Here is a 14,579-nt window from a genome sequence, read left to right as displayed (position 1 = left end):
CGGCGGCTGGCGACCGGACCGCCGGGCCGGCGCTCCGGCCACGGTCGACGTCGCGAGGGTCATGGTTGGTGAACGTACCGCAAGGCGTAACACCGCAGCGTCCCGCGGCGCTGACAGGGCGTCGCCGGTGGGCGGGGGCGGTCCACTGCCGACCGGTCCGCCGGGGCGGGTCGCCAGGTGAACCGGAGAGGGAGTGCGATGACCGGTGGTGTGGAGTCCTCGGCGTCCGGAACGGACGAGCACGCTCCACTTGCTCCCGCCTGGACCTGCGGCACGTGCGGGGCGGACTGGCCGTGCCCGGCCAAGCGGTCCCGTCTCCTGGAGGAGCACCGGCGGGACCGCGCCATGCTCAGCGTGTACCTGGGGTCCTGTCTCGCAGCCGCCGCGCAGGACCTGCCGCCGTCCGCCGGCACGTCCCTCCAGGACCGGTTCCTCGGTTGGCTGCCCCGCAACCCCCGGGCCTCCTGACCGCACCCCGGGGCGACCGGCCGCCCCGGGGTGCCCGGTGGTCAGTACGCGTGCGTCACCGTGATCGTGATGTTCGTGCAGGAGTTCGCCCGGCTGGTCAACGCGCTCTTCTCGGCGCTGTCGACGCTCAGCCGCCACCGGGTCTTCACCGCCACCCACTCGCCGACGTAGCGGCACTTCTCGTTGGTGGGCTGCCAGGTGGCCGGGTCCTGGTCGCCCTTGGCCTGGTTGACGTTGTCGGTCACCGCGACCAGCGACCTGACGTCGCCGAGGTCGTTGGCGAACGCCTGCCGCCGCGACGTGGTCCAGTTCCGGGCGCCCGAGTCCCACGCCTCGGCGAGCGGAACCATGTGGTCGATGTCCAGGTCGGACGGGTTGGTCCAGTAGGCGGCGTCGTAGTAGGAGCGCCAGCGCCCGCCGGTCAGTTGGCAGCCGGAGCCCACCGTGGGGCGGGTGGTGGCCTCGGCGATCAGCACCTCGTACCGGGTGTTGCAGCCGTCGGAGTCCGCGTCGGTCCAGTGCGGGAACAGGTCCCGGTTGTAGCCGGTGCGTATCTCGGTGGCCACCGGGAGGTCGGCGACGAGGGTGCGCAGCGGCACCGAGACGGTGGCCGCGTGGGCGGGGGCGGACAGGCCGAGGGTGGCGGCGGTGACGGTGGCCAGGAGGCCGCCGGCCCAGCGGAGGGTACGGGTCATCGTGAACTCCGTCCGATCGATCGGGATGGCTGACAGTGCAACCGGCCCGAGTGCCGACGGACCGGACCCAGGGTTACTGGAGAACCAAATCGATCGATACGTTACGGGAAGTCTCCCATCGATGGGAATCCCGATAGCTGCGAAATCTGACAGCTCGCGGCCCCGTCGGCGTTGCCGATCCGTACCGTTTGCGCAAGATGACGGACCGTTATTGCCGGATGTAAACCATGCGTGCGGTGTCGCGTTGGTCGGAAATCTGACCGAAGTCGACCCGTTGTGCCAGTGGTAGGTGGTGGTTAAGCTTCTGATGCGCGCCCCAATCGCCCGCTTCCCCCGTGGCAGGCGATCGGGGCGCGCATCTACGTCGAACGGGCCCGCACGCCACCGCGTGCGGGCCCGTTCTCCGTGCACCCGCCGCGCCGCCCGGGCGCGCGGCGGGTGCCGTGCCGTCCGTCAGATCCAGCGACCGTCCAGCCACATCCGCGCCGACCACTCGGCGTACGGCAGCACCTTCCCGACGAAGATCGGATGGAAGTACGCGAAGCAGAGCGCGACCAGCAGGACGTACGCCCCGGCGATCACCCCGCCGACCAGCCTGCGGTCCCGAAGCTCTTCCGACTCGACGCGCGCGGCGGCGGGGCCGCCGTCTCCCGGCTGCGCGGCGACGGCGCCCGGTGGACCGGCCGGCGTGATGATCGCGCCGAGCACGTAGACCACCGCCAGCACCAGGAACGGCAGGACCGGCGCGGTGTAGAAGGAGAACATCGTCCGGCCGTCGAGGGCGAACCAGAACCAGGGCAGCAGACCGGCCGCCACGACGAGCAGGATCGCCCCCGCCCGCCAGTCCCGCCGGGCCAGGCCCAGCCAGGCCAGTGCCGCCAGCGCGGGCAGGAACGACCACCAGAGCAACGGGGTGCCCAGCAGCAGGACCTCGGAGGCGCAGCTCGGCGCCCCGCAGGGCCCGTTGCCAACCCAGTAGAAGGCGACCGGCCGGCCGAGCAGCAGCCACTGCCACGGCCACGACTGGTATTTGTGCGGGTCGTCGAGGCCGGCGTGGAAGCCGTACGCGGCCTTGTGGTACTCGATCAGGTTGTTCAACGCGCCGAAAACTGGGGCGTCGCTCAGCGGGGCGTTCGGGTAGCGCTCGGCCAGCCGGTAGTAGCCCTCGTCGCCGAGCAGCCAGCCGGACCAGGTGGCGACGTAGGTGAGCACCATCAGCACGCCGGCCAGCACCAGCCACGGCACCTCGTCGAGGAGGGCGTCCCGCCACGGCCGGCGTACGCCGGCGGAGCGGCGGACCCCGACCTCCCACAGGATCACCAGCAGCGCGAAGACGGGCAGGAAGTAGAGCGCGCTCCACTTGACCGCGCAGGCGCAGCCGAACAGGACCCCGGCGGCGAGCCGCCACCACGGCCAGTTCCGCCAGCCGCCCGCCGGCCGCCCGGCCCGTCCGGGCCGGCCCGGGTCCAGGCCGGCCTCCAGCGCCCGGGCCCACCGGCGGCGCCGGGCGTCCCGGTCGAGCACCAGGGCGCCGAACGTGGCCAGCACGAAGAACAGCAGGAAGATGTCGAGCAGCGCGGTGCGGGAGAGCACCAGGTGGAAGCCGTCCAGCGCGAGCAGCAGGCCGGCGGCGCAGCCCAGCGCGGTCGAGTGGAACATCCGCCGGCCGATGCGGACCAGCAGCAGCACCGACAGGGTGCCGACGACCGCCGCCGAGACCCGCCAGCCGAACTCCGGCGCCGTCGTCATCAGGTGCCCCGGCACGGAGATGCCGTGCTCGGCGTCGGAGTAGCCGAAGGCCCACTCGCCGAACCCGATCAGCCACTTGCCCAGCGGCGGGTGGACCACGTACGACGCGCCGCCGTCCTTGTAGTTCCACTCGACGCCCTTGTCGATGAGCCCGTAGCCCTCCCGGGCGTAGTAGGTCTCGTCGAAGATCTTGCCCGGCGGGTGGCTCAGGCCGACGAAGCGCAGGATCGCCGCGATGGCGACGATCACGCCGGTGGCGAGCCAGGAACGCCCGTCCAGCCGGGCCTCGACGGTGGCCAGCCGCCGCCGGACCACGCCGGGGATCCCGCCGGAAGCCGGGGACCTGCCCTCCGGCGGACTCCCGTCCGTGAGGTCCTGCCCCGCCTGGTCCGCGCTCTGTGCTGTCGACGCACTCGTCACCCGGCGATCGTAGGCTGCGAAGGTGCCCGGTGGCGCCCGTCGTCCCCGATACCGGTAAAGCCGTCGATGAAGGAGTTGCATCTCGTGGGTGAAAAGTCCGAAACCGGGTGCCTGGTCCTGCTCGGCGCGCCGCTCGGCAACCCCGCCGACGCCTCCGCCCGGTTCCGCGAGGTGCTCGCCGCCGCGGACGTGGTGGCCGCCGAGGACACCCGCCGGCTGACCCGGCTGGCCCGGGACCTCGACGTCACCGTCGGCGGCCGCATCGTCTCCTACTTCGAGGGCAACGAGGAGCGGCGCACCCCCGAGCTGGTCGACGTGCTGACGGCCGGCTACCTGGTCGCCCTGGTCACCGACGGCGGCATGCCGAGCGTCTCCGACCCGGGCTACCGGCTGGTCCGGGCCGCCCTCGACGCCGGCGTGCCGGTCACCGCCGCGCCGGGCCCGAGCGCGGTCACCACCGCCCTAGCACTGTCCGGCCTGCCCTGCGACCGGTTCTGCTTCGAGGGCTTCCTGCCGCGCACCGGCGGCGCCCGGCGGTCCCGCCTGCGGGCGCTCGCCGCCGAGGAGCGGACGCTGGTCTTCTTCGAGGCGCCGCACCGGATCGCCGCCGCGCTCGCCGACCTGGCCGCCGCGTTCGGCGCCGACCGGCCCGCCGCGCTCTGCCGCGAGCTGACCAAGACGTACGAGGAGATCGTCCGCCGCCCGCTCGGCGAGCTGGCCGACTGGGCGGTCGAGGGGGAGCCGCGCGGCGAGATCACCCTCGTCGTGGCCGGCGCGCCCGAGTCCGCCCCCGAGCGGCCCGACGACGACACGCTGCGCGCCGCCGTCGCCGCCCGCGAGGCCGCCGGGCTGTCCCGCCGGGACGCGATCACCGAGGTCGCCACGGAGTACGCCCTGCGTCGCCGCGACGTCTACGCCGTCGTGCACGCCTGACACCCGGGTCGCGCCCGCCCGACGCCCGACTGGGATCTTCACCCGGGCCGACCGGGATCCCGACGCGGCCTGATCGGGATCCCGACCAGGACTGGCCGGGCACCCTCGGCGGCCCGGCCGTCGGGCGCCGGACAGCACCCGACGGGTTCACCAGGCGGCGACGAGGAAGCCGAGGGTGATCGCCAGCGGGCCGGCCGCGGCGCCCGCCACCGCCCAGCGGCGCAGCCGGGGGTCGGCGATCCGGGCGGACCCGGTCCACCGGACGATCCCCGCGCCGCAGCCCAGCACCACCAGCAGGCCGAGCAGCCAGCGCAGGTGCCCGGCCGCGCCGGTGTCCGCGTACGCGGTGCCGCCGTCCGGGCCGGTCATCCGGGCCGGCAGGACCGTGCCGGTCGCGGTGCGCTCCGCGGCCACCCCGCTCACCCGCACGCCGTACGCGGTCCACGTCTCGTCGGCGGGGGCGAAGTTGCCCCGGCAGCGCTGCGCGAGGCCGCCTCCGGTGCAGTCGGCGATCACCACCGTGCCCCGGGTGGCGTGCCCCACCGCCAGCCAGAACGGGCCCGCGCTGACCCAGGCGAAGAACGCCGCCACCAGGCTCAGCGCCAGCAGGGCGGCCAGCCCCGGCAGCGGATCGGGCGGATGCGGGGTGCGCCGGGCCCGTCGCCGCGCGGCATCCTCCCGGGCCGACCGCTCCCGCTCGTGCGACGGTTCCTCCCGGATCGGCGTGCCGTCCCAGTGCACCAGCTCGATCGGCGGCCAGTACGCACCGTCGCCATCGTCGGACCCGTCCCCGCCGTCCGGCGTACGCCCGCCGTCGCCCGACGCAGGCCCACCGCCCCCGCCGTCCGGCGTACGCCCGCCGTCGTCCCGGTCCGGCGGGTCGCCGGGGGACGGACGCCCCCGGCGGGGCCAGCGCTTCGGCTGCCGGACGGGGACCCGGCGCGGTACGGCGTCGACCGGCGCCCCGGTCGTGGGCTCCACCTCGACGGCGGGCGCGGCGGACGGCGGGGCCGCCACCGGCCCGGCGGCCTCGACGGGCGGTTCCGGCGGCGACTCCGCCGGCGCGGCGGCCTGGACCGCCCGGGGGTGCAGCGCGCGGGTGCCGCGGGGCGCCCTCCCCGCGCCGCCGTCCGTCGGGCCGGAGGGACGGTCGTCGCGATCCCGGGCCGCTCGTCTGCCAGTCACGGCGTTCATTGCACCCCGCGACCAGGGCGTCCGCCGGCAGCTCACGCCGCGTGTCGGCGACAAATCGGGCGAACAGCGGACCCGGTCCCGCCGGGCCGCCGACCCGGGGGCCCTATTGGTTCGCGATCACCGCGAGCGGGTCACTAGGCTTGCTGGTCATGAGTCACGTTCTCGCGGCGGTCGCCTGGCCGTACGCCAACGGCCCGCGCCACATCGGCCACGTCTCCGGTTTCGGCGTTCCCTCCGACGTCTTCAGCCGGTACATGCGGATGGCCGGGCACGACGTGCTCATGGTGTCGGGCACCGACGAGCACGGCACCCCCATCCAGGTGCAGGCGGACGCCGACGGCGTCACCCCGCGCGAGCTGGCCGACCGCTACAACCGGGTGATCGTGGAGGACCTGCACGGCCTCGGGCTCTCCTACGACCTGTTCACCCGCACCACCACCCGCAACCACTACGCGGTGGTGCAGGAGCTGTTCGAGGGGATGTACCGCAACGGCTACATCGTCCCGAAGACCACCATGGGGGCGATTTCCCCGTCCACCGGCCGGACGCTGCCCGACCGCTACATCGAGGGCACCTGCCCGATCTGCGGCTACGACAGCGCGCGCGGCGACCAGTGCGACAACTGCGGCAACCAGCTCGACCCGATCGACCTGATCGACCCGAAGTCGCGGATCAACGGGGAGACCCCGAAGTTCGTCGAGACCGAGCACTTCTTCCTCGACCTGCCCGCCCTCGCCGACGTGCTGCGGCAGTGGCTCGACACCCGCGAGGGCTGGCGGCCCAACGTGCTGCGCTTCTCGAAGAACCTGCTCGACGACCTCCAGCCCCGGGCCATCACCCGTGACCTGGAGTGGGGCGTGCCGATCCCGCTCGACGGCTGGCGCGAGCGCCCCGACAAGCGCATCTACGTCTGGTTCGACGCGGTGATCGGCTACCTGTCCGCCTCGATCGAGTGGGCCCGCCGCTCCGGCGACCCCGAGGCGTGGCGCCGGTGGTGGTCCACCGACGGGGAGGGCAAGGACGCCCGCGCCTACTACTTCATGGGCAAGGACAACATCGTCTTCCACTCGGTGATCTGGCCGGCGCTGCTCTCGGGCTACTCGGGCGAGGGCAGCCGGGACGGCGCGCCGGGCGACCTGGGCCGGCTCAACCTGCCCACCGAGGTGGTCTCCAGCGAATACCTGACCATGGAGGGGAAGAAGTTCTCCTCGTCGCGTCGGGTCGTCATCTACGTCCGGGACTTCCTGGAGCGCTACGACGCCGACGCGCTGCGCTACTTCATCGCCGCCGCCGGCCCGGAGAGCAACGACACCGACTTCACCTGGGCGGAGTTCCTGCGCCGCAACAACGACGAGCTGGTCGCCGGCTGGGGCAACCTGGTCAACCGGTCCGTCTCGATGGCGGCGAAGAACTTCGGCGCGATCCCGCCCGTCGACCCGGCCGGCCTCACCGAGGCCGACGAGGCGCTGCTCGCGGTCGCCCGGGCCGGCTTCGCGACGGTCGGCGACCTGATCGCCCGGCACCGCCAGAAGCAGGCCATCGGCGAGGCGATGAGGGTGGTCGCCGAGGCCAACCGGTACCTCTCCGAGCAGGCGCCGTGGAAGCTCAAGGGCGAGGACGACAAGCCCCGGATGGGCACCATCCTGCACGTCGTCCTCCAGGTGGTCAGCGACGCCAACACGCTGCTCACCCCGTTCCTGCCGCACTCCGCGCAGCAGGTGCACGAGCTGCTCGGCGGCACCGGCGTGCACGCTCCGATGCCGGTCATCGAGGAGGTCGAGGACCTCGACGGCGGGCCCGCGTACCCGGTGCTGACCGGCGACTACACCGTCGGCGCGCGCTGGGAGTCCGTACCGCTGGAGGCCGGCCGCCCGCTGGCCGCGCCGAAGCCGGTCTTCCGCAAGCTCGACCCGTCGATCGTCGACGAGGAACTGGCCCGCCTGGCCGACTGACGGCCACCTGCGTGCCGGCGGGCGCGACCCCTGAGGGGTCGCGCCCGTCGCCGTCGTGCCGGCCGCCACGCCCGGCCTGGAGCCGGTGGCGCGTCAGGTCCGGGCCATCGCCGGCGCGCCGATGAAGTCCATGATGCTGCGGTTGACCTCGGCCGCGTTCGTCCACGGGATGCCGTGCGGCGCGCCCTTCAGCGTCACCAGCTGGCTGCCGGGCAGCATCGGCTGGAGCCGCTGACCGGTCGCCGGGTACGGCAGCACCGCGTCGGCGTCGCCCTGCACGATGAGCACCGGCACGTCGATGCGGGACACGTCGCCCCGGAAGTCGGTCTGCCAGGCGTCCACGCTGTCGTGCGTGCCCTTCGCCGAGGCCCGGGCGCCGATCTCCCAGTGCGCCCGGAACGCCTCCTCGCTGACCAGCCTGCCCTTGTTCTCCTGGTAGTTGAAGAACGCCTCGCAGAAGGTGGTGAGGTAGGCGAACCGGTCGTCGATGATGGCCTGCTGGAAGCCCTGGAAGAGGCTCTTCTCGACCCCCTCCGGGTCGTCCGAGGTCTTCAGCAGGAACGGCGCGAGCGGGGCCAGCAGCACCGCCCGGTCCACCCGCTGCGAGCCGTACACGCCCAGGTAGCGGGTCACCTCGCCGGTGCCCATCGAGTGGCCGACCAGGATCGCGTTCCGCAGGTCCAGCTCCGTCATCAGCACGTCGAGGTCGGCGGCGAACGTGTCGTAGTCGTACCCGGACGCCGGCTGCGCCGAGTTGCCGAAGCCCCGCCGGTCGTACGTGATCGTCCGGTACCCGGCAGCCAGCAGCGGTCCGACCTGCTTCTCCCAGGTCGCCCCGTTGAACGGGAAGCCGTGGATCAGCACGATCGGCTGACCGGAGCCGTGGTCCTCGTAGTACAGGTCGACGGGGGCGGAGTTCTCCGTCCCCACGGTGATGAAAGGCATGCGCGTCTCCTGGTCACGTGACGGTCGGACGCCCGCGCTTTCCCACCCCACCCGGGGTTATGCCGCCCGAGACCGGCGCCCAGCCCTGCTCAGAGCGCGTACGGCAGGTCCACCACCCGGTCGTCAGTGACCTCGGACGCGGGCGCCCAGGTCTCGTAGACGCCCCGCTCCTGGCACTGCGCCCCGGTCTCCGCCACCGCGTCCGGGCCGGGCCGGCGCAGGCGCAGGCGCAACCACCCGGACTCCTCCCGCAGCACCAGGCAGGGCACGCCCCGCCAGTCGGCCAGCCGCAGCCGGCGGGCCGCCGACTCCACCGGGTACCGGGCGGCCCGGGTCATCGCCAGCACCCGGAACCCGCCCGGCTGGTCGGCCACCGCCTCGTACTCGCCGCCGGCGTAGCCGCCGACGAGCCGGGTGGAGCGGGGCGCCTCACCGGTCGGCACGTACTCCTGGTCGGGGGAGAGCCCCGGAACCGCCGCCAGCAGGTGCCGCCACTGCGGGCCGGCCATCCGCAGCCAGCCGCGCTGCTCGGCCTGGTAGCTGTAGAGCACCACCTCCACGCCGTCGGCCGGGTACGCGAGCAGGGTGGCGTTCGCCGGCATCGGCAGATCCGCGAAGTCCCGGGTGACGAACTCCGGGACGAGCTGGGCGCTGCTGGGCACGAAACCGGTGCCGAGCACCGCCCCACCCAGCCGGTCCCGGGGCGCGAGCGCGGTCAGCCCCCGGTGCGCCGCGCCGACCGGCACGTCGTAGTCGGCCGGGTCGGCCGCCCGCCAGCGCAGCGCGTACGTCACGTCCGCGCCGTCGGGACCGTCCGCGCCGTCGGTGCGCAGCACGGCCGTCGCAGACGGCGTACGCAGGTGCGCCACGTCGTGCTCCCGGTAGCAGAACCCGTGCGGCAGCCACCCGCGCACGTAACCGGCGAGCTGCCGCGCGGAGAGCACCTTCACCATCCGGGTGCCCCGCCGGATCACCGCGGAGGCGCGCACCGCCGCCAGTGTCGGATCCCCGGCCGCTGCGGGCTGCTGGCTGAGCTGCTGCACGTACGCCCAGCCCCGCTCCCGGTGCAGCGGCACCAGCAGCGGGGACTCCGCCTCGTCGCCCGGCTCGGCCACGGCAGGCACGACGGTGACCTCGGTGGCGTGCACGAACCTGCGCCACGGCAGCGCGGCCCCGGGCCGGGGCGCCCACTCGAAGCCGGGCGCCTCCTCGGCACTGAACAGCTCGTACGCCGCGCCCCGGGCGATCTCCTCCGCCGGGTACACCACGCCCCCGTACGTCACACGCGGGCCGTTTCCGCTGGCCTGAGGGGTGATGGTCACGCCGACGACGCTAGGCGCGAGATGTGCCGTCCCGGTGAACAGGCGGTGGCGTCCCCACGACGCGGGCCACCGGCGGTGTGTGATGCTGGCCGCGATGAGCGAGCCCACCGAAACCCGCAAGCAGCGCGCCGCCCGCCGGGCCGGGGAGTTCCCGCCCGCGCCCGAGCCGCTGCCCCGCCCCGTGCTGGACAGCCACACCCACCTCGACATCACCGTCAGCGAGGCCGGCGTGCCCCCGCAGCCGCAAGCGGACGGGGACCCGGGCGTCGTACCCGTCGAGGACCCGGTCGCCGTGGCCGTGGCCGTCGCCGCCTCGGTGGGCGTCGACCGGCTGGTGCAGGTGGGGGTGGACGTCGCCTCCTCCCGCTGGGGGGCCGACGTCGCCGACAACCATCCGGCCGTGCTGGCCACGGTGGCGCTGCACCCGAACGAGGCCCCCCGCCTGCCCGACCTGGACGAGGCGCTGCGCGAGATCGAGGCGCTCGCCGCCCGGGACCGGGTGCGCGGGATCGGCGAGACGGGGATGGACTTCTTCCGTACCGGCGAGGAGGGACGCGCCGTCCAGGAGGAGAGCTTCCGGGCGCACATCGCCATCGCCAAGCGGTACGGCAAGGCCCTGGTCGTGCACGACCGGGACGCGCACGCCGACGTGCTGCGGATCCTCGACGACGAGGGCGCGCCGGACACCGTGGTGCTGCACTGCTTCTCCGGCGACGCCGACTTCGCCCGCGAGTGCGTCCGCCGGGGCTACCTGCTCAGCTTCGCCGGCACGGTCACCTTCGGCAGCGCCGCCGCGCTGCGGGAGGCCGCCGCGCTGACCCCGGTCGAGCAGATCCTGGTGGAGACCGACGCGCCCTACCTGACCCCGATGCCGCACCGGGGCCGACCGAACGCCTCGTACCTGATCCCGCTGACCGTACGGTCGCTGGCCGAGACGACCGGCGCGGACCTGGACGAGCTCTGCGCCGCCATCTCCGCCACCGGCGACCGCGCCTTCGGCCCCTGGTGAAAGGAAGGGGCCCTTCCTTTCACTTACGGCGGGCCGCATAGGCTGCGGGGCGTGACCGGTCTCCTCGGCCCGGCGGAGATCCGGGAACTGGCCGCCCGGCTGGGCGTCACCCCCACCAAGAGGCTCGGCCAGAACTTCGTGCACGACCCGAACACCGTCCGGCGCATCGTCACCGCCGCCGGGCTGGCCCCGGACGACGTGGCGCTGGAGGTCGGCCCCGGCCTCGGCTCCCTCACCCTCGCCCTGCTCCCGGCCGCCGCGCACGTGCACGCCGTGGAACTCGACGCGACGCTGGCCGGCGCGCTGCCCGACACCGCCGCCCGGCACGCCGGGCCCGACGCCGCGCGGCTGACCGTGCACCACGCCGACGCGCTGCGCGTCCGTGCCGCCCAGTTGGCCGAACCCGCGCCGACCGCGCTGGTGGCGAACCTGCCCTACAACGTGGCCGTGCCGGTGGTGCTGCACCTGCTCGCCGAGCTGCCCAGCCTGCGGCACGGGCTGGTGATGGTGCAGAAGGAGGTCGCCGACCGGCTCGTCGCCGGTCCCGGCTCCAAGGTGTACGGCGTACCGTCGGTCAAGCTCGCCTGGTACGCCTCGTCCCGCGCCGCCGGGAAGGTCCCGCCGAACGTCTTCTGGCCGGTGCCGAACGTCGACTCCGGGCTGGTCGCCTTCACCCGCCGCGAGCCGCCCCGCGCCGACGTACCCCGGGAACGGGTCTTCGCCGTGGTGGACGCGGCCTTCGCGCAGCGTCGCAAGACCCTGCGCGCCGCGTTGGCCGGCTGGGCCGGCGGCGCGGACCGGGCGGCCGAGGCGCTCACCGCCGCTGGCGTCGACCCCGGCGCACGCGGGGAGTCGCTCACCGTCGAGCAGTTCGCCGCCATCGCCGCGTCGGCTCCGGCCGCCCCACCCGCCGCGCAGTAGGCTGACGCCCGTGACCGAGGCCTGGGGACCGGACGACGAGGACGAGCAGCGGCGGCGCGGAGCCAGCGGACCGGTGCGGGTCCGGGTGCCCGCCAAGGTCAACCTGCACCTCGGGGTGGGACCGCTGCGCCCCGACGGCTACCACGAGCTGAACACCGTCTACCACGCCATCTCCATCCACGACGAGCTGACCGCCCGCCGGGGCGACACGCTCACCCTGACCATGGAGGGCGAGGGCGCCGGCGAGCTGGCCCTGGACGACACCAACCTGGCCATCCGGGCGGCCCGCGCCCTCGCCGGCTACGCGGGGGTGCCGCCGCACGCCCGGCTGCACCTGCGCAAGCAGATCCCGCTGGCCGGTGGGCTGGCCGGAGGCAGCGCCGACGCGGCCGCGGCGCTGGTCGCCTGCGACACGCTCTGGGGGACCGGGCTGTCCCGCGACGAGCTGGCCCGGATCGCCGCCGACCTCGGCTCCGACGTGCCGTTCCTGATCCACGGCGGCACCGCGCTCGGCACCGGCCGGGGCGAGTCGGTCAGCCCCGTGCTGGCCCGACCCACCACCTGGCACTGGGTGGTGGCCGTGGCCGACGGCGGCCTCTCCACCCCGGCCGCCTACCGGGAACTGGACCGGCTGCGCGCGGCCGGCACCGCCGGTGCGCCGCTGGGCAGCACCGACGCGCTCTTCGCCGCGCTGCGCCAGCGGGACCCGCGGGTGCTCGCCGCGGCCCTCGGCAACGACCTCCAGGACGCCGCCCTGGCCATGCGCCCATCGCTGGCGGAGACGCTGAAGGCCGGCGAGGCGGCCGGCGCGCTGGCCGGCATCGTCTCCGGCTCGGGGCCGACCTGCGTTTTTCTCGCGGCGGACGCCGCCGACGCCGAGCGCATCGCCGCGGAGCTGACGTCCGCCGACGTGTGCCGCGAGGCGCGTACCGCCCACGGGCCGGTCCCCGGCGCGCGGATCGCCTGACCAACCCACCCCGCCCCGACCCCGCGCTCCCGGCCCCCGGGTACCGCCGCGCCAGGAGGCGCCGGGTGGAGCCCGCGCCCGGCGGGCGGCGGGGCGGTCCGCGTACGCTGGAGACTCAGGCGTCCCAGGTGCCGGCCGGCACCGGGACGCCTTGATCATGGGAGGTGAGGTCGTGGCCAACATCGTCAACCTGGACCGGGTGTCCAAGGGCTACGGCGCCGCCGGGCCACTGCTCACCGACGTGTCGCTCGGCCTGGACGACGCCGACCGGATCGGCGTGGTCGGCCTCAACGGCGCCGGCAAGTCCACCCTGCTGCGGCTGCTCACCCGCATCGAGGAACCGGACGACGGGCGGGTCACCCACCGCCGCGACCTGCGGGTCGCCTGGCTGCCGCAGAGCCTCCAGCTCGCCCCCGAGGCCACCGTCCGGGACGTGGTGCTCGGCACCGCCTGGCTCGGCGAGAGCATGGGCGCCGAGCACGAGTGGGCCGGCGACGCCGGCGTGCGGGCCATCCTCGACGGCCTCGGCATGCCCCACCTCGGCCTCGACCAGCCCGTCGGCCCGATGTCCGGCGGCGAGCGGCGGCGGGTCGCGCTGGCCGCGCTGCTGGTCCGCGAGTCCGACCTGCTCATCCTCGACGAGCCCACCAACCACCTCGACGTCGGCGGCGTCGACTGGCTGGCGAAGTACCTCGTCGGCCGCAAGGGCGCGCTCGTCGTGGTCACCCACGACCGGTGGTTCCTCGACGCCGTCTGCACCACCACCTGGGAGGTCGCGGACCAGACCGTCCGGGCGTACGAGGGCGGCTTCGCCGCCTGGACCCTCGCCCGCGCCGAGCGGGACCGGGTCGCCGCGGCCACCGAGGCCCGCCGGCAGAACCTGCTCCGCAAGGAGATCGCCTGGCTGCGGCGCGGCCCGCCCGCCCGCACCTCGAAGCCGCAGTTCCGCATCGACGCCGCCAACGCCCTCATCGCCGACGTCCCGCCGGCGCGCGACACCATGTCGCTGCAACGGCTCGCCACCGCCCGGCTCGGCAAGCAGGTGTACGACCTGGCGCAGGTCACCCTGCACGCCGGCCCGAAGGAGATCCTGCGCGACACCACCTGGCAGGTCGGCCCCGGCGACCGGATCGCCATCCTCGGCCGCAACGGGGCCGGCAAGACCACCCTGCTGCGGATGCTGGCCGGCCTCACCCGCCCCGACGGCGGGCGCTTCGCCACCGGCTCGACCGTCCGGCCGGCCTTTCTCTCCCAGGAACTGGCCGAGCTTCCCGGCCACCTGCGGGTGCTCGAAGCGGTGGAGGAGGTCGCGCGGCGGGTGCAGCTCGGCGACCGGGAGGTATCCGCCGCCCAACTCGCCGAGGTCTTCGGCTTCGACGACCGGCGGCTCTGGACGCCCGTCAGCGACCTCTCCGGCGGCGAGCGTCGCCGGTTGCAGATGCTCCGCCTGCTGGCGGGGGAGCCGAACGTGCTCCTGTTCGACGAGCCCACCAACGACCTGGACACCGACACCCTCGCCGCCCTGGAGGACCTGCTCGACTCCTGGCCCGGCACCATCATCGTGGCCAGCCACGACCGGTACCTCATCGAGCGGGTCACCGAGGTCGCGTACGGGATGTTCGGCGACGGGCGGCTGGTGCACCTGCCCGGCGGCGTCGACGAGTACCTCGCCCGGGCCGCCGGCCAGCCCGGCCCCGCGATGCCGGAGACGGCCCCCGGGGCCGGCGCCGACACCCCCGCCGCGACCGGCATGTCCGCCGCCGAGGCGCGGCAGGCCCGCAAGGAACTGGCCCGGCTGGAACGGCAGGTCGGCAAGCTGGAGCAGAAGGAGGCGACGCTGCTCGACCAGCTCGCCACGCACGCCACCGACTACGCGAAGGTCGCCGAACTCGACGCCCAGCTCAAGGAGCTGCGGGCCGAGCGGGAGCGGACCGAGGAGTCCTGGCTGGCCCTGGCCGACGAGATCCCGGCGACCTGAGTCGCCTCCCTGGTCGCGGCGCCGCA

General features: G+C 74.5%; 12 protein-coding genes. 7 read left to right on the top strand and 5 right to left on the bottom strand.

Annotation, left to right across the window (positions count from 1 at the left end):
* The first annotated feature begins 198 nt into the window (after positions 1–198).
* Positions 199–468: a hypothetical protein gene (locus EV374_RS03615; RefSeq protein WP_132231535.1), complete on the top strand. Its 270-nt coding sequence runs from the start codon at positions 199–201 to the stop codon at positions 466–468.
* Positions 469–509: 41 nt separating this feature from the next.
* Here the strand turns inward: EV374_RS03615 and EV374_RS03610 are convergent, their stop codons facing one another.
* Positions 510–1,163, bottom strand: a complete 654-nt coding sequence (locus tag EV374_RS03610; RefSeq protein WP_132231533.1) for an HNH endonuclease family protein — start codon at positions 1,161–1,163, stop codon at positions 510–512.
* Between the two features lie 453 nt (positions 1,164–1,616).
* Entirely contained in the window at positions 1,617–3,332 is a 1,716-nt protein-coding gene (locus EV374_RS03605; protein WP_207913866.1) for a phospholipid carrier-dependent glycosyltransferase, read from the bottom strand.
* Positions 3,333–3,398: 66 nt separating this feature from the next.
* Between EV374_RS03605 and rsmI the strand changes: the two genes are divergently transcribed.
* Positions 3,399–4,265, top strand: coding sequence for a 16S rRNA (cytidine(1402)-2'-O)-methyltransferase (rsmI, locus tag EV374_RS03600; protein WP_486485555.1), 867 nt, complete (start codon positions 3,399–3,401; stop codon positions 4,263–4,265).
* Between the two features lie 147 nt (positions 4,266–4,412).
* Here the strand turns inward: rsmI and EV374_RS03595 are convergent, their stop codons facing one another.
* Positions 4,413–5,459, bottom strand: coding sequence for a hypothetical protein (locus tag EV374_RS03595; protein ID WP_486485554.1), 1,047 nt, complete (start codon positions 5,457–5,459; stop codon positions 4,413–4,415).
* A gap of 149 nt (positions 5,460–5,608) precedes the next feature.
* Between EV374_RS03595 and metG the strand changes: the two genes are divergently transcribed.
* Positions 5,609–7,411: a methionine--tRNA ligase gene (gene metG, locus EV374_RS03590; protein WP_132231527.1), complete on the top strand. Its 1,803-nt coding sequence runs from the start codon at positions 5,609–5,611 to the stop codon at positions 7,409–7,411.
* 93 nt (positions 7,412–7,504) lie between these two features.
* On the opposite strand, the gene EV374_RS03585 is transcribed toward metG, so the two are convergent.
* Complete coding sequence (locus tag EV374_RS03585) at positions 7,505–8,356, bottom strand: alpha/beta fold hydrolase (protein WP_132231525.1); 852 nt, start codon at positions 8,354–8,356, stop codon at positions 7,505–7,507.
* A gap of 89 nt (positions 8,357–8,445) precedes the next feature.
* Positions 8,446–9,678: a hypothetical protein gene (locus EV374_RS03580; protein ID WP_132231523.1), complete on the bottom strand. Its 1,233-nt coding sequence runs from the start codon at positions 9,676–9,678 to the stop codon at positions 8,446–8,448.
* 82 nt (positions 9,679–9,760) lie between these two features.
* On the opposite strand from EV374_RS03580, the gene EV374_RS03575 reads away from it, so the two are divergent.
* The 4 genes from EV374_RS03575 to EV374_RS03560 all read left to right on the top strand — a co-directional run bounded on the left by EV374_RS03575 (position 9,761) and on the right by EV374_RS03560 (position 14,553).
* Positions 9,761–10,687 (top strand): TatD family hydrolase, encoded by a 927-nt coding sequence (locus EV374_RS03575; RefSeq protein WP_132231521.1) that lies wholly within the window; start codon positions 9,761–9,763, stop codon positions 10,685–10,687.
* Positions 10,688–10,738: 51 nt separating this feature from the next.
* On the top strand, positions 10,739–11,608 hold the full coding sequence (gene rsmA / locus EV374_RS03570) for a 16S rRNA (adenine(1518)-N(6)/adenine(1519)-N(6))-dimethyltransferase RsmA (protein WP_132231519.1): 870 nt from the start codon (positions 10,739–10,741) through the stop codon (positions 11,606–11,608).
* A gap of 10 nt (positions 11,609–11,618) precedes the next feature.
* Entirely contained in the window at positions 11,619–12,575 is a 957-nt protein-coding gene (locus EV374_RS03565; protein ID WP_132231517.1) for a 4-(cytidine 5'-diphospho)-2-C-methyl-D-erythritol kinase, read from the top strand.
* Positions 12,576–12,747: 172 nt separating this feature from the next.
* The gene (locus tag EV374_RS03560) at positions 12,748–14,553 is read left to right on the top strand and encodes an ABC-F family ATP-binding cassette domain-containing protein (RefSeq protein ID WP_132231515.1); all 1,806 of its coding nucleotides are present in this window, start codon (positions 12,748–12,750) and stop codon (positions 14,551–14,553) included.
* Positions 14,554–14,579 lie beyond the last annotated feature (26 nt).

This window comes from Micromonospora sp. CNZ303, from assembly GCF_004345505.1.
Note: the sequence above shows the minus strand (reverse complement) of the source record. Positions and strands in the feature narration are given on the sequence as shown.

What these genes read in the sequence shown, in the direction of transcription:
- EV374_RS03615 (WP_132231535.1), top strand. Translation starts at nt 199, where the DNA reads ATGACCGGTGGTGTGGAGTCCTCGGCGTCCGGAACGGACGAGCACGCT.
- EV374_RS03610 (WP_132231533.1), bottom strand. Translation starts at nt 1,163, where the DNA reads ATGACCCGTACCCTCCGCTGGGCCGGCGGCCTCCTGGCCACCGTCACC.
- rsmI (WP_486485555.1), top strand. Translation starts at nt 3,399, where the DNA reads ATGAAGGAGTTGCATCTCGTGGGTGAAAAGTCCGAAACCGGGTGCCTG.
- EV374_RS03595 (WP_486485554.1), bottom strand. Translation starts at nt 5,459, where the DNA reads ATGAACGCCGTGACTGGCAGACGAGCGGCCCGGGATCGCGACGACCGT.
- metG (WP_132231527.1), top strand. Translation starts at nt 5,609, where the DNA reads ATGAGTCACGTTCTCGCGGCGGTCGCCTGGCCGTACGCCAACGGCCCG.
- EV374_RS03585 (WP_132231525.1), bottom strand. Translation starts at nt 8,356, where the DNA reads ATGCCTTTCATCACCGTGGGGACGGAGAACTCCGCCCCCGTCGACCTG.
- EV374_RS03575 (WP_132231521.1), top strand. Translation starts at nt 9,761, where the DNA reads ATGCTGGCCGCGATGAGCGAGCCCACCGAAACCCGCAAGCAGCGCGCC.